At 66.5% G+C, this 14438-nt stretch carries 16 protein-coding genes; 9 read left to right on the top strand and 7 right to left on the bottom strand.

The genetic code is table 11. The features are described 5' to 3' along the window. Positions 1-36: 36 nt before the first annotated feature. From ACP59X_RS23595 to ACP59X_RS23570, 6 genes are all read left to right on the top strand, one after another. Complete coding sequence (locus tag ACP59X_RS23595) at positions 37-1089, top strand: class I fructose-bisphosphate aldolase (RefSeq protein WP_428563283.1); 1053 nt, start codon at positions 37-39, stop codon at positions 1087-1089. A 194-nt stretch (positions 1090-1283) separates the two neighbouring features. Continuing rightward, positions 1284-1781, top strand: coding sequence for a Spy/CpxP family protein refolding chaperone (locus tag ACP59X_RS23590; protein ID WP_428563281.1), 498 nt, complete (start codon positions 1284-1286; stop codon positions 1779-1781). A 13-nt stretch (positions 1782-1794) separates the two neighbouring features. Beyond that, positions 1795-2385 (top strand): RNA polymerase sigma factor, encoded by a 591-nt coding sequence (locus tag ACP59X_RS23585; protein WP_428563279.1) that lies wholly within the window; start codon positions 1795-1797, stop codon positions 2383-2385. A gap of 10 nt (positions 2386-2395) precedes the next feature. Next, positions 2396-2710 carry a hypothetical protein gene (locus ACP59X_RS23580; RefSeq protein ID WP_428563277.1) on the top strand — a complete coding sequence of 105 codons (315 nt, stop codon included), beginning with the start codon at positions 2396-2398 and terminating at the stop codon, positions 2708-2710. A gap of 9 nt (positions 2711-2719) precedes the next feature. Next, on the top strand, positions 2720-3382 hold the full coding sequence (locus tag ACP59X_RS23575; protein ID WP_428563275.1) for a hypothetical protein: 663 nt from the start codon (positions 2720-2722) through the stop codon (positions 3380-3382). Between the two features lie 141 nt (positions 3383-3523). Beyond that, positions 3524-4231 (top strand): superoxide dismutase, encoded by a 708-nt coding sequence (locus ACP59X_RS23570; protein WP_428563273.1) that lies wholly within the window; start codon positions 3524-3526, stop codon positions 4229-4231. A gap of 173 nt (positions 4232-4404) precedes the next feature. Here ACP59X_RS23570 and ACP59X_RS23565 read toward each other — a convergent pair whose 3' ends face one another. The 6 genes from ACP59X_RS23565 to ACP59X_RS23540 form a co-directional block, all read right to left on the bottom strand. Beyond that, positions 4405-5199 carry a hypothetical protein gene (locus ACP59X_RS23565; RefSeq protein ID WP_428563271.1) on the bottom strand — a complete coding sequence of 265 codons (795 nt, stop codon included), beginning with the start codon at positions 5197-5199 and terminating at the stop codon, positions 4405-4407. Continuing rightward, entirely contained in the window at positions 5196-5456 is a 261-nt protein-coding gene (locus ACP59X_RS23560; protein ID WP_428563269.1) for a hypothetical protein, read from the bottom strand. The genes ACP59X_RS23565 and ACP59X_RS23560 overlap by 4 nt, the downstream gene beginning before the upstream one ends. 76 nt (positions 5457-5532) lie before the next feature. Next, positions 5533-6141 carry a DUF4881 domain-containing protein gene (locus ACP59X_RS23555; protein ID WP_428563267.1) on the bottom strand — a complete coding sequence of 203 codons (609 nt, stop codon included), beginning with the start codon at positions 6139-6141 and terminating at the stop codon, positions 5533-5535. 33 nt (positions 6142-6174) lie between these two features. Next, on the bottom strand, positions 6175-7242 hold the full coding sequence (locus tag ACP59X_RS23550) for a sulfite exporter TauE/SafE family protein (RefSeq protein WP_428563265.1): 1068 nt from the start codon (positions 7240-7242) through the stop codon (positions 6175-6177). Between the two features lie 29 nt (positions 7243-7271). Beyond that, entirely contained in the window at positions 7272-7568 is a 297-nt protein-coding gene (locus tag ACP59X_RS23545) for a DVU0150 family protein (RefSeq protein ID WP_428563263.1), read from the bottom strand. 17 nt (positions 7569-7585) lie between these two features. Next, on the bottom strand, positions 7586-8002 hold the full coding sequence (locus tag ACP59X_RS23540) for a universal stress protein (RefSeq protein ID WP_428563261.1): 417 nt from the start codon (positions 8000-8002) through the stop codon (positions 7586-7588). Positions 8003-8222: 220 nt separating this feature from the next. Here ACP59X_RS23540 and ACP59X_RS23535 point away from each other — a divergent pair, with 220 nt between their 5' ends. From ACP59X_RS23535 to ACP59X_RS23525, 3 genes are all read left to right on the top strand, one after another. Beyond that, positions 8223-10694, top strand: a complete 2472-nt coding sequence (locus ACP59X_RS23535; protein WP_428563259.1) for a sigma 54-interacting transcriptional regulator — start codon at positions 8223-8225, stop codon at positions 10692-10694. A gap of 59 nt (positions 10695-10753) precedes the next feature. Beyond that, positions 10754-11488: an MBL fold metallo-hydrolase gene (locus ACP59X_RS23530; protein WP_428563257.1), complete on the top strand. Its 735-nt coding sequence runs from the start codon at positions 10754-10756 to the stop codon at positions 11486-11488. A gap of 157 nt (positions 11489-11645) precedes the next feature. Next, the gene (locus tag ACP59X_RS23525; RefSeq protein ID WP_428563255.1) at positions 11646-13133 is read left to right on the top strand and encodes a B12-binding domain-containing radical SAM protein; all 1488 of its coding nucleotides are present in this window, start codon (positions 11646-11648) and stop codon (positions 13131-13133) included. A 75-nt stretch (positions 13134-13208) separates the two neighbouring features. Here ACP59X_RS23525 and ACP59X_RS23520 read toward each other — a convergent pair whose 3' ends face one another. Continuing rightward, complete coding sequence (locus ACP59X_RS23520; protein ID WP_428563253.1) at positions 13209-14408, bottom strand: aspartate aminotransferase family protein; 1200 nt, start codon at positions 14406-14408, stop codon at positions 13209-13211. Positions 14409-14438 lie beyond the last annotated feature (30 nt).

Raw genomic sequence — 14438 nt, 5'->3', positions numbered from 1 at the left:
GCCATGCTACCGTTGCAGCCAAAGGAGGCCGCCCCCATGATCGACAGGATTACCGAGTTACTCGGCGACGAAGCCGAATCGTTGCTTTCCCACGTCTGCAAAACCATTCCCAAGCAGCAACTCCATCTGCCCGGCCCGGACTACATCGACACCGTCTTCGTCCAGTCCGACCGGCCGGCGCCGGTGGTGCGCTCCCTGGCCGCCATGCTCGGCCACGGCCGGCTGGGCGGCACGGGCTTCATGTCCATCCTGCCCGTGGACCAGGGCATCGAGCACTCGGCCGGGGCCTCGTTCGCACCCAACCCCGTCTATTTCGATCCGGCCAGCATCGTGGAACTGGCCATCGAGGCCGGCTGCAACGCCGTGTGCTCGACGCTCGGCGTGCTCGGCTCCGTGGCCCGCAAATACGCCCACAAGATCCCCTTCATGCTCAAGATCAACCACAATGAGCTGCTTTCCCTCCCGCCCATCCACGACGAGACGCTTTTCGCCTCCGTGGACCAGGCCTTCGACATGGGCGCCGTGTCCGTGGGCGCCACGGTCTATTTCGGCTCGCCGGAAAGCCGCCGCCAGATCCAGGAAGTCTCCGAGGCCTTCGCCCGGGCCCACGAACTGGGCATGGCTTGCGTCCTGTGGGCCTACCTGCGCAACCCCGCCTTCGTGAAGGGCGGCGTGGACTACCACACCGCGGCCGACCTGACCGGGCAGGCCAACCACCTGGCCGCCACCATCGGCGCGGACGTGGTCAAGCAGAAACAGGCCACCAATAACGGCGGCTATACGGCCATCGGCTTCGGCAAGACCGACAAGCGCGTCTATTCCGAGCTGACCACCGACCACCCCATCGACCTCACCCGCTACCAGGTGGCCAACTGCTACATGGGCCGCATCGGGCTGATCAACTCCGGCGGCGCCTCGGGCGCGGCGGACTTCGCCGATGCGGTCAAGACGGCGGTCATCAACAAACGCGCCGGCGGCATGGGGCTCATTTCCGGCCGCAAGGCCTTCCAGCGCCCCATGGCCGAGGGTGTCAAACTGCTCAACGCCATCCAGGACGTCTACCTGTGCCCGGAAGTTACCGTGGCCTAGGGTTGCGGCCTTGCCGCTCGCCTGGCGCCACACGCGGGTCGTCCCGGGCGGCCCCGGCGCCGAGCGCCTCCATGCTTCCCGAGGCGGGGACTCTTCCCCGCCTCGGGATGTCTGTAACCCCGAGGGGATACCCGGCGACCAAACGCGCACAACGGACGGCGCATGCCGCCCATTTTACGCGGGAGGTCCTCTCCATGAAGAAATTGTGTTACGGCGTGCTGACCTTGATGATCCTGGTCGGTTCCGCCTACGCCGTGGCCGCCGGACCGGGTCCGGGCGGTCCCGGCGGTCCCGGGCCCGAAGGTTTGCTCAACCGCCTCTTGTCGCTTAAGCTCACCGACGCCCAGAAGCATGACGTGGCCGTGATCCTCAAGGAGAACCGGCAGGCGTTCCGGGCCGCCAGCGTGGCCATGTTCGAGGCCTTCGACGGCATGCGCGAGATCATGCGCAACGACCCCGGCAACGAGCAACTGGTGCGCCAGGCGAGCAAGAAAATCGCCGACGCCGGCGAGGAGCTGGCCGTGCTGCGGGGCAAGGTCGAAGCGAAGACACTGGCCTTGTTGACGCCCGAGCAACGCAAGACCTGGGCCGAGGAAGACGTACCGCCTCCGCCGAAGAACAAGGAGCGATTCCATGTCGGCCACGAGTTGGTCAATGAGTGGATCGACGCTCACGCCGGCGCGGGCAACTAAACTCCGGAGCGTTATGGCCGAAACGGTGGTGGACATGGAGGACGCCCGGATCCTCGTGGATATCCGGGGCGGCGACGTGGACGCCTACGCCAGGCTCATGACGAAGTACCAGGGGCGCGTGGCCGGGATCGTTTCCGGCCACGCCCCCCGGGAACGGGTGACGGAGCTGACCCATGAGGTGTTCGTGCGGGCCTACCGGTCCCTGCCCGGCTACCGGGGGGACAGCCCCTTCGGGCATTGGCTGGCCAAGGTGGCGGTGCGCACCTGCCACGATTTCTGGCGGGCGGAGTACCGGCGCCGGGAACGGCCGGAAAGCGAGCTGTCCGACGAGTGCCGGGCCTTCGCCGAGGAGGCGGCCGCCCTGGAAACCAGCGAGGCCGCCGAGGAGGCGGCTTCGCGGCGGGAGGCCAGGGAGCTTTTGGCCTGGGCCATGGACAAGCTCTCGCCCACGGACCGCATGGTGGTCACGCTGACCCATCTGGAGGAGCGGCCGGTGGCCGAGGCGGCGGAGATGCTCGGCATCAGCGTCCCCAACGTCAAGGTCCGGGCGTTTCGGGCCCGCAGGAAGCTGCGGGAACTGCTTGGCGACGTCATCGGCACGTAAGGAGGACTCCATGGACGGAAACGAAAACCGACGTGTGGACCGTTTGGAAACGGTGCTGCGCGCGGCCCATGCCGGCCGGCCGGCGGCGCCTGTTGATCCGGGCATGGCCGCCTCGGTGCTGGCCGCCATCCAGGCCGCGCCCCTGGTGGACGAGGACGCGGCGGCCACCGGCGTGCTGTGGCGCATGGCCGCCGGAGCCGGATTCGTGGCCGCGGCCACGGTGCTTCTGGCCCTGGTTTTCGGCTCGGGGCTGGAAGAGGAGATCGGGCGGATGTTGTTTTACGACCCCAACGGCCAGGTTCTGGTCTCGCTGCTGGGCATCTGAGGCGGCGCCATGCGTTCCACGGCGACGAAAATCCTGGCCGGGCTGCTGCTGTTCGCTTCCGGCGCGGTGACGGGTTTTTTCGGCTCCCGGCTCCTGGCCGAGCGGGGCAGGTTCGATTTGTTTCATGGCGATTCCCGCCATTTTTCCGAAATGGTCGTGCGGCGCCTGTCCGACGACCTGGAGCTTTCGGCCGAGCAGCGCGAGAAGCTGCGGCCCATCGTGCTCAATACCGGCGACTCCCTGGCCAAGATCCGGCGGGAGCAGGAGCCCATGATCCGCGAGGCCATCGACAAGAGTATCGAGGACGTCAAGACCATCCTGACTCCCGAGCAGCGCGAGAAGTTCACGGCGCTCATGGCCCGGCTGGAGCAGCGGCGCAAGGCCATGGAGCGGTTCGGGCCGCCTCCGGGCCCGCCGGGCATGGGGCCGCCCCATGGTCCGCCGCCGGGCCCGCCGGGCATGGGGCCGGGGGATTTGGGCGGTTTCCCGCCGCCACCGCCGCCCTTGGGATTTGGCGGGCCGCCGCCGGGACCCGGCATGGGGCCGCCCCCGGACTGGGACGCCGGTCCGCCGCCACCGGGGCACGGCCGGGAACGGACCGATCCCGGCCCGACCGACAAGGGCGCGCCCGAGACCCCGCCGCCGGCAGCGACACCGAAACCCGGGCCGTAAAAAAGGTTTCCCATTCCCCTTCGCCGCGAAGTCTGGCAATACTGACGACAAATCCAGCGGGCCGCCCGGACACGGGCGGCCCGGGCCAACCCAAGCACACGGGTCCGCGCGCCGTGCGGGCCGTGCCAAGGAGGAATCGTCATGCCATCGCCGCGCGCCACGTCTTTTTCCCGCCGCGACGTCCTGCGTCTGTCCGCCGCCGCCGGGCTCATGGTCCTGGCCAGCCCCTTCCTGCGCCCCGGCACGGCCCTGGCCGAGGCGTTTGCGGCCCCGCCCCTGCCCTATGCCGAAAACGCCCTGGAACCGGTCATCTCGGCCCGCACCGTGAGCTTCCACTACGGCAAGCATACGCTGGGCTATTTCACCAACGCCAACAAGCTCGTGGCCGACAGCCCCCTGGCCGGCAAGTCCCTGGAGGAGGCCTTCCTGGCCGCCGGCAAGGACCCCAAGCTCACCGGCATCTTCAACAACACCGCCCAGGCCTGGAACCACGTGTTCTACTGGAACGGCCTGGCGCCCGGCGGCGGCGCACCGGCCGGCAAGCTGGCCAAGGCCATCGAGGCCTCGTTCGGGGGCCTGGACGGCGCGAAAAAAGCCCTGTCCGAGGCGGCCATGGGCGTGTTCGGCAGCGGCTGGGCCTGGCTTGTGGCCAACCCCGACGGCAAGCTTGCGGTGGTCAAGACCGGCAACGCCGGCAACCCGCTCCAGGAGGGGCTCAAACCCCTGTGGGTCATCGACGTCTGGGAGCACGCCTACTATCTGGACTACCAGAACCGGCGCGCCGATTACGTAAACGGTGTCCTGGACAAGCTCGTCAACTGGGACTTCGCGGCCAAGAACCTGGGATAGGGGGAGCGGGAGGGAAGGGAAAGACGCCTCCGGCGGCCGGGGGGCAGGATGCCCCCCCGGACCCCCTCGCAAAGGTGATGGGCCATGTCTGGCGCGGGCCGGGCATGGCTTTTTGTTTGGGCGGGAATTGGGGATAGGGCGACGAAAAGCCCGGACCGGCGGAAGCCCGCGGCTCAGGCGGCGGCGGGGCGGCTGACGATGTTGCCGAGGGCCACGCGCCCTTCGCCCAGCACCAGGGCCGAGGCATCGGCGGCGGCGCAGCGCACCACCGAAGCCGTGGCCACGGGCAGGCCCGACTCGTCGGCCACGGCCACCGTGGCGCCCGTTTCGAGCCCGTGGTCGGTGCCCAGGCCAAAGGAGATGAGCAGGCCGTCGGGCGTTTTCTTGGTCATGTAGACCACGGCCTTGCCCTGGCGCGTCCACAGCGCCTCCAGGCGCCGGGAGGTCAGGTAGACCAGGCCGCCGCAGCAGACCGCGACAGCCAGGCTTCCGGCGGCGAAGGCCAGGGGATGCAGGCCGAGTAGCCGGCGGGTGTAGGCGTTGGAGGCGGCATCGAGGCTGGCCTGGTCCGGGAAGACGCGGATGACGAAGGCCTGGACCGGGGCTTTTTCGTCTGCGCCGGGGTCGCGCAGCACGATGGTGGCGGTGCCCGGGGCGGCGTCCGGGGCGACCTTGACCTCGGCCTGCCAGATGCGGTTGCCGAACCAGAACCCCTGGGACTGGGTGGTCATGACCAGGTGCACGCCCGGCTGGTCGATATGCACGCGCAGGGCCGAGGCGTCGGTGGCCTCCGGCGGCAAGGGGCCGGAGAGGCGTTCGGTGCCGCCGGGCAGCATGGAGAACGTATTGGGTCCGCTGCGGAAACTGTTGAGGAAGCTGTCGGCCAGGCCCAGGGCGGCGCACAGGCAGCACAGCGCCGCCAGCCAGCCGAAAAATGCGCGCCGGCGCAACAGCTTGCCTTCCGTCATGCCCCGGCCTCGGTGGGGGCGGCGGCGGGATGGCGGTCGCGGAAGCGGCGGATGGCGTAGATGCCGGCGGCCACGGTGGGGATGCACATGGCGAAAAATACCTTCAGGAAAACGGTGGTGAAATCCTCGGTGGAATGGGAAGCCATGTAGACGGAAACGGTGAGTTCGGCAAGCACGGCCACATCCATGCCGATGACGGCCAGGCGCTGGCGGCCGTTGAGTTCCGGGGCCGGGGAGGCGGAGCGGTCGAACAGCATGGCGGACTCCTTTGGGGGAAAGGGCCGTCCCGGCCCCGTGGGTCAAGGACCGGGACGGCCTGGCGGGGGGTGTGGGTTATTTCTTGAAGATGTTTGTCTTGGAGACGTTCATCAACCGCAGGGCCTTGCCGTCATCCTTGTAGTAGACCCGGACTTCGTCGCCGGAATCCCAGGCCGTGGCCGGCAGGCTGGCGTACTCGTCGGGCGGTATGAAGGAGACGAGCAGTTTCTGGCGCCCGGAGTAGATCGTCACGATCTTCTTGTCCTTGTCCACGGCCGGGAAAGCCTTGGCCTTGCCGGCGGCGCTGTCGTACACCAGGGGATGGCTGGAATCGATGCCTTCCTGCTTGTCCACGATCTGGACGGGGATGGTCACGAAGTTCTTCTTCTGCGGATCGTACAGCACGACTTCGGACTTGTCGGCGTCAAGCTTCATGCGCAGGCCGGCCTTGGGCTCGGGCCCCATCTCGGCGGATTCCGTGGGGAAGGTATAGGTCAGGGCCGGCAGATAGTTGTAATCGGGCTTCTGGGCGTCGTTGGCCTTGTCCCGGATGATGGTGACGGTCTTTTTCTCCTTGTCCACGGCCACGGTACGGCCCTGGTCCACTTTGCCGTAATCGACGCAACCGGCCAGGAAGACAACGGGCAGGGCGGCCAGCAGCATTTTTTGAAGCGTCCTTCGCATGGCGATCTCCTTTGTTCCCTTCTCGGTTGCGGCCTAGGCGGCCTTGCCGGCCTTGGCGGCCTTGATGGCCAGCTCGCGCTTGGCGCCCTCGACCATCTTCAAGGTGATGTAGATGGCCAGGGCGGAAACCAGGCCGAGGATCATGTAGGTGGCGATGGTGTCGCAGATCTGGTTGACGGACGGCACGTACACGGGGATGAGCTTGAGCAGGACCGAGATGGCGCAGCCGATGACGGCCAGGCCGAAGGCGATGCGGATGCCGTAGCCCTTGATGTACTTGGTGGCCACGGCGCCGACCTGCGCGCCCATGGCCGCGCCGATGAGCATGATGATGGCGGCCACGAGCTCGACGCGACCCTTGTAGGTGTAGGAGGCGGCGCCGTACAGGCCCGAGATCATGACTTCGAAGAGGTCGGTGCCGACGGCGACGTGGGTCGGGCAGCCGACGAGGTAGATCAGGGAGGGCATGCGGATAAGGCCGCCGCCGATGCCCAGGATGCCGGCCAGCCAGCCGGTGAAGAAGCTGACGGCGATGGGCAGCCAGGCGGAGCAGTAGATGCCGGCCACGTCGAGGTGGATCATGGGCGGGATCTTGATCTTGTGCAGGGTCTTGTGCCACTCGAGGCCGGTGGCCATCTTGTCCACTTCCTTGCCCGCCGCGATGGCGGCCCGGTCCTTGGCCTTGCGCTTGGCCACGTCGGCGAAGACCATCCAGGTGATGAACGCCAGCAGGATCATGTAGATCCAGCGCACGACCATGTCGACTTTGCCGATGCGCTCCAGCCACATGATCATCTGGGCGCCGATTTCAAAGCCGGCGATGGTGCCAAACAGCATGATGAAGCCGAGTTTGTAGTCCACGTTGCCGAACTTGCCGTGGCGCATGGTGGAGATGAGCGATTTGCCGGCCATGTGGGCGATGTCGGTGCCGATGGCGAAGGCCATGGGGAAGCCGAGGATATTGAGGCCCGGGGTGACCATCCAGGCGCCGCCCATGCCGAAGAAGCCGCCGATGACGCCCACGCCGATACCGAGGATGATGAGGCCGGGCCAGAAGATTTTAACACCCGCGATGGGCATGAGAATGTATAGCCAGTCCATGGTATGCTCCTTTCTTCGTGGGCGTTATTTTAATGTTCCGCCAGGTCGCGGGACTTCAGGTCGATACCGATGAAGTGCATGATGATGTCGGCCAGCACGCCGAAGATCACGCCAATCAGCGGAATGAGGATGACGGTCAGGATGGTGAAGTAGAGGTGGGATTCGTTGTAGAGGTTGGCCCACCAGGCCATGACGCCTGTCAGTTTGCGCGTGTCGGCGACGATGACGATGGGCGCGCCGCCGCCGCCGGCGGCGAAGGCCGCGGCCGGGGCCAGGAGCAGGAACGTGGTCAGTCCAGCCAGAAGCGCCTTCCATTTCGCAAGCATGGTAACTCCCCTTGTGGTTAGCGGATGACAAGCACGGAGCAGGGCGCGTGGGCGACGACCCGGGCGGCCACGCTGCCGATGAGGAAGCGCGACAGGCCCTTCTTGCCCTGGTGGCCCATCACGATCAGGTTGAACCCGCCTTTTTGGGCCTGTTCGATGATCAGGTCGGCCGGCGAGGTCCCCTGGTCGACGAGGACGTTGGCGGTAAGGCCGGCGGCCTTGGCTGCCTCGACGTAGGCGTCGGCCTTGGCTTTGGCGTCGGCCAGCAGTTTTTCGGTCACTTTTTCGGTGTCCATGTAGTCGCCGATATCCATGAAATCCTCAGCCACGGTCATGATGGTCAGAGCCGCCCCCTGGTTCTTGGCCAGAGCGATGGCCTTTTCCAGCACCGTCGCCGCAAACGGGGATTGGTCCAACGCTACGAGAATCTGCATGTTTCCCACCTCCTGGACGCAGGTTATTGCCGTGTCGGGCGTTACGATGCGCCACACTTAGCAAGGGGTGTGCCGGCGCGATTATCCTATTGAAAAAACACTTAAAAATTATTTCGTGAAAAAAAGCGCTTGACAGAAGCCCCCTCCTTTTGCGCAATAAAAACGCAAAACAAAGGGTATTGCGCCAATCCCGCAAGCGTTTGCCCCCCCAGGAGGACGCATGCTGCACCTGTTTCGCCGCGACAGTCGTGCCCAGCCCAGCGACCGCTATATCGAAGGGTTGTCCCAATGGAGCATCCGCAAAAAACTGCTGGTCTTCCTGCTGCCGGCCGTCATCGGCATCCTGGCGGCGACAGGCATCATCCTCAATCTCTTCTCGAATTATTACATCGAATTGGCCGTCGGGCGCAGTTCGCTGATCCTGACCCTGGCCCAGGCCCACGAGGTCGACAACCTGTTGCAGGGTTGTCGGGAGGACATCCTGTCCCTGTCCTACCGCCCGGTGACCCGCGAGCGGTTGCGCGAATTCATGGAGGGCTCGTCCGCCGCCCGGGGGGCGCTGTACGCCGAAGCTGCCTACGTGGGCGAGGACGGGGACCATCAGTTCGCCTTCATCCGTACCGACGAGGGCGTGGAGGAAATGCCGGCCGATGTCGCCAACAAGGCGAAAAACAGTCCCCTGGTGGTATCGCGCAAAGCGCTGGAATACGCCCCGGGCCAGGTCGCCCTGTCGGACCTGGCCGAGGTCTACTACCAGCCCACGGGCCTTGGCGTCGCGCCACGGCCCCGCACCCTGGCCATCCTGCGCCTGACCACGCCCGTGGCCGGACCGGGCGGGGCCATCGCCGGCTACCTGATCCTGTCCATCGACGCCCGGGCCGTGCGCAACCTGCTTTCGCTCTACAATTCCAACCGTTCGCCCATTCTGGGCTTCAGCCGTACCTCGGAAAACCGCCAGAGCATGTTCGTGGACGATCGGGGCTGGATGCTCTTCCAGTCGGAAAACGTGGAGGAACCGACCCGTCGGCTGTCCGTGGAGGATGTCAAAAGCGGCCTGAGCGGCGATCACGGCAAGCCCGGCTTCGATGGCGCCTTCCGGCCCGGGCCGCGCCACGAGGGCTACTGGCGCATCCTGACCAGCCTGCAGCAGGGCCAGTCCGGCATGGAGCGCAGCGAGCCGGATTTCGGGCCGCCCAAGCTCGCCTCCAGCGAGGACTTCATCGGCTACGCGCCCGTGCGCTTTCTGGAAGGCGAGGCCACCGAACCCGTGGTCGTGGGCGGCATCATCTACGTGGACCGCAGCCTGTTGCCCCGGGCGGCGGAATTCGGCCAGATCAACATCCTGTTCCTCACCACCATGGGCGCCATCGTCACCCTCACCGCCCTGGTCGTGGTCCTCGGCGGCGCCATCACCAAACCCTTGGCCCGGCTGACCGAGGCCGTGGGCCGGATGCGCCTGGAAGGCCGGCTCCACGAAATCGAACTGCCCGAAAGCGACCTGGAGTCGACCACCCTCAAACGCGCCATCAACCGGTTGATCGCGGCGGTCATGTCCAAGGAATTGGAGATAAAAGCCAAGGATGAACGCTTGCGATCGGCTCGCGCCAAGGAACGGGTCGCGCTAGTCGCGCCAAAATCGCGCCGGGGCGAGGATGGGGTGCTCCTGGAGGACATGGTCGGCGAAAGCGCGGCCATGGTGCGCCTGCTCGAACGCATCCGCAAGATCGCCGCCACCGACGCCGACGTGCTGATCATCGGCGAAACCGGCACCGGCAAGGAGCTCACCGCCGAGGCCATCCACCGCCTCAGCCGCCGGGCGCCCATGCCCTTTATTTCCATCAACTGCGGCGCCCTGGATGAAAACCTGCTCATGGACGCCCTGTTCGGCCACGTCAAAGGCGCCTTTTCCGAGGCCAAAAGCGACCGCAAGGGGGCCTTTCTGGCCGCCGACGGCGGCACGCTGCTCCTCGACGAGATCGGCAACGCCTCCCCCCGCGTCCAGCAGACCCTGCTGCGGGCGCTGTCCGTGCGCCGCATCAGCCCCCTTGGCAGCGACGAGGAAACCGCTTTCGACGCCCGGGTCGTGGCCGCCACCAACGTCAACCTCAAGGAACTGGTGGCCACGGGCGAATTCCGCGAGGACCTCTACTACCGGCTCCAGGTCCTGGCCGTGACCACGCCGGCCCTGCGCGAACGCCAGGCGGACGTGTCCGTGCTGGCCGGCTATTTCCTGCGCCTGGCTGCCCGGCGCATGGGCAAGGGCGAGCTGGCCCTGTCGCGGGGCGCCCTGGACAAGCTCGAGGCCCACCCCTGGCCGGGCAATGTCCGGGAACTCAAGAACTGCATCATCCGGGCCGCCGCCCTGGCCGAACGCGAACTCATCCTGGCCGAGGACATCCATTTCGAGGACGAGATGGTCGATGGCCAGCCCGTGATGGAAAAGCTCCCGGTCGAGGTGGCCGTGGAACAGCCCGCCCTGGACGCGCCCCTGACCAGCCGGCAGCGCAAGGCCCTGCGCGCTTTGCTCGAACACGGCCCCTTCACCCGCCAGGATTACCAGGAAGCCGGCGGCGGCGTGCCCCAGCGCACGGCCCAGCACGACCTGCAAGACCTCGTGCGCCGGGGCATCCTGCAAAAGGACGGCCGCGGCCCGTCCACCAAATACACCCTGAGCCACCACCGTGAGGGGTAGGCCGGGCTTTTACCCGGCCGAGGAATCTGGTAGGGATGTGGCAAACCCTGGAGGTTGCCATGATCGCGGAAGTATTGGCCTTGGCGGGGCTCATGGTGTGTTGCCTGGCGGTTCCCGCCACGGCGGCCGCGCCGGCAAACGACGATTACGACACGTCCGGCGGGACGCTACGCATCACCTTTATCGGCCACGGTTCGCTGCGGTTCGACTACGCCGGCAAGGCCGTCTACGTCGATCCCTACGGCAAGGTGGGCGACTACGCCTCTATGCCGCCGGCCGACCTGGTCCTTTTGACCCACGAGCACCAGGATCATCTGGATGCCGCGGCCCTGGCCAAGATCACCGGGCCGGACACGCCGCTGGTGCTCACCGGGGCCTGCCTGGCCACCCTGGGGCGGGGCATGGTGCTGGAAAACGGCCAGACGGCCACGGTCGCCGGCATCGGCATCGAGGCCGTGCCGGCCTACAACATCAAGCACCTGCGCGCCCCGGACACGCCCTACCATCCCAAGGGCCGGGGCAACGGCTACGTCCTGACCTTCGGCGACAAGCGGGTCTACGTGGCCGGGGATACGGAAAACATCCCCGAGATGGCCAACCTCAAAAATATCGACATCGCCTTTTTGCCCATGAACCTGCCCTATACCATGACGCCGGAGATGGCCGCCGAGGCGGCCCGGATGTTTACGCCCAAGATCCTGTATCCCTATCACTACGGCGATACGGACCCGCAAAAGCTGGTGGCCCTGCTGGCCGATTCCGGCATCGAGGTGCGGGTGCGGGAGTTGCGCTAGTGGTGCGTCCCTAAACAAGAACGCTTCCCGGGTGTTGGCTGGGGGCTAGGGTGTATCCTCTTCGCGGAGGCGACACGAAGCCCCGGGGTTTATCTTTGCGGGCGCCGATGCTACCTGACGAGGCGGCTTTTGGCCGCCAAAGGAGGGCTGTCGCCCCATGAACGTCCTTTTCGCCAACCTGGCCGGGGTCAAGGTCGATCCCGACGGCAAGGTGCGCCACTTCATCAAGGCCGGGTCGCGCTGGCCCATGACCATCGGCTACGCCAAGTCCGTCGACTACTATCCCTTCCCCTTCTGGCTGGCCTACGCCCTGGCCCTGTGCAAACGCGACACGGCCGCGGCCTGCAGCGGGCTCGACGGCGTGGTCATGGACCTCACCGACGCCGAGATGCTCGTGGCCGTGACGGACCGCAAGCCCGATTTGCTCGTCACCGAACTGGCCGCCCTGACCCTGGCCGACGACCTGCGGTTTTTGGCCGCCGTCAAGGAAGCCACGGGCTGCAAGGTGCTCATCGCCGGCAACCACGCCACCGTGGCCGCCGCCGCCCTGCTCGAGGAGAACGACTGCCTCGATTTCGCCGCCATGGGCGAATACGAGATGACGGTCAAGGACGTCGTGGAGGCGTTGCTGGCCGGGCGCGACGACTTCGCCGACATCCCGGGCCTGGTCTATCGCAAGGACGGTGCCGTCCTGGCCACGGCCCGGCGCGAACTGCTGGCCGACCTCGACAGCCTCCCTTTTCCCGACCGCGAGGATTTTCCGGCCACCATCTACCCGGACTTCACCCTCTATTCGCCCTGCATCAACATCATTTCCTCCCGGGGCTGCCCCTGCGGCTGCGTCTACTGCCAGGAACGCCACATCATGTACGCCTCGCCGCGCTACCGCGCCCGCGACCCCGAGAAGGTCGCCGAGGAAATGGAATACTGCATCAAGCGCTTCGGGGCGAAGCAGTTCTATTTCGACGACCAGAGCTTCGTGGTGAAAAAAGCCCACGTGCTCGGCGTGTGCGCCGCCATCAAGGCCCGGGGCCTGACCGTCCCCTGGACGGTCATGGGCGACGCCATGTTCGTGGACCGCGAAACCCTGGCCGCCATGGCCGACGCCGGCTGCATCGGCATGAAGTTCGGCGTGGAATCGGCCGACCCGGGCATCTTGAAGGCCATCGGCAAGCCGCTCAACCTCGACAAATGCCGGCAGGTGGTCGGGTGGTGCCGGGAGCTCGGCATCCGCACCCATGCCACCTTCTGCCTGGGCCTGCCCGGCGAGACCGAAGCGACCATCCGCAAGTCCATGGCGTTTATGGAGGAGCTCGACGTGGACACGGCGCAGGTGTCCAAGGCCGTGCCCTATCCCGGCACGCCCATGTATGCCTGGGCCAGCGAACACGGCTACCTCGTGGCCAGGGACCTGACCAGCTTCGACGGCATGGGGGCCTGCGTGGTGGGCTACCCCGACCTGCCGGCGGCGGAAATCGACCGCTGGTATGGCATCTTCTCGCGCCGGGTGGCCAAAAAGAAGCTGCTCAAGTACATGAGCGAGCCCGGCCAGAGCCTGTCCATCCTCATCGAGATGGGCCGGCGCAAAGGTGTGAAAAGCGTGCTCAAGTCCGCCTGGACGTTCGTGATGCGGGCGTTTCGGTAGGAAGGTCGGGGGAGAAGAGGCCTCCGGCGGCCGGGGGGCATGATGCCCCCCGGACCCCCGCGGCGAAGGAAAGGGCTAGATTTCGCCCAGCACGTCGGCCAGGGCGGCGGCGAAAAGCTTCAGGTCTTCCTGCTCGATGGTCAGCGGCGGCAACAGCCGCAGCACCGTGTCCTGGGTCAGGTTCAGGATGAAGCCGCGCTCGAGCAGCTTCTTCCAGACCTCGGCCCCGGGGAAGGTCAGCACGATGCCGAGCATGAGGCCCATGCCGCGCGTGGTCTCGATCTTGTCCGGAAACTGCTCCCGCACATCCTCGAACAGCGCCTTGGCGAAATCGCCCAGGCGCGCCGCCCGTTCGGCCAGGCGGTCATCTTGCATGATGGCGATGGTCTTGGCCGCCGCCGCCGCAACCAGCGCCCCGCCGCCGAAGGTCGTGGCATGGGAGCCCGGCGCGAACCCGGCCGCCACGGCGTCCGTGGCCAGCACCGCGCCCATGGGCAACCCGTTGGCCAGGGCTTTGGAGCAGGTGAAGACGTCCGGTTCCAGGCTGTAGTTCTGGAAGGCCCAGAACTTGCCCGACCGGCACATGCCGCACTGGACCTCGTCGCACATGAAAAGGATGTCCTTTTCCTTGCACAGCGCGGCCACGGCCGACAGGTATTCCTGAGGAAAGGGGTTTACGCCGCCCTCGCCCTGGATGCACTCCAGGAGCACGGCCGCCGTTTTGGGCGAAACGGCCGCGCGCAGGGCCTCGATATCCCCGGCCGGCACGGTGGTGAAGCCTTCGGGCAGGGGATCGAAGCCGAACTTGATCTTGTCCTGGCCGGTGGCCGTCAGCGTCGCCAGGGTGCGGCCGTGGAAGGAGTGGCTGAGCGTCACGATCTCGTAGGCGTCGCGGTTTTTGACCGTGCGCATGTAGCGCCGGGCGAGCTTGATGGCCCCTTCGTTGGCCTCGGCCCCGGAGTTGCAGAAAAAGGCCTTGCCGGCGTGGCAGGTGGCGGTCAGCGCCTCGGCCAGCTCGATCTGTTCGCGCTGGGTGAAGAGGTTGCTCACATGCACTAGCTCGCGGGCCTTGGCGGAAATCGTCTCGGCGATCTCCTCGCGGCAGTGGCCCAGGTTGCACACGGCGATGCCGGCCAGAAGGTCGATGTATTCGCGACCGTCGCAGTCGTAGAGGCGGCAGCCCTTGCCCGAAACGATGGCCAAGGGATACCGGCCGTACGTGTTCATGATCGCCGCCTGCTCCCGCGCCTTGAGCGCGTCATACGCTTCGCTCATCACGAACCTCCTTCGGAGTGGAATTCCGGG

The sequence above is a fragment of the Solidesulfovibrio sp. DCME genome, from assembly GCF_049995385.1.
Taxonomy (GTDB): Bacteria; Desulfobacterota; Desulfovibrionia; order Desulfovibrionales; family Desulfovibrionaceae; genus Solidesulfovibrio.
This window is presented reverse-complemented; position numbering and strand designations above follow the sequence as displayed.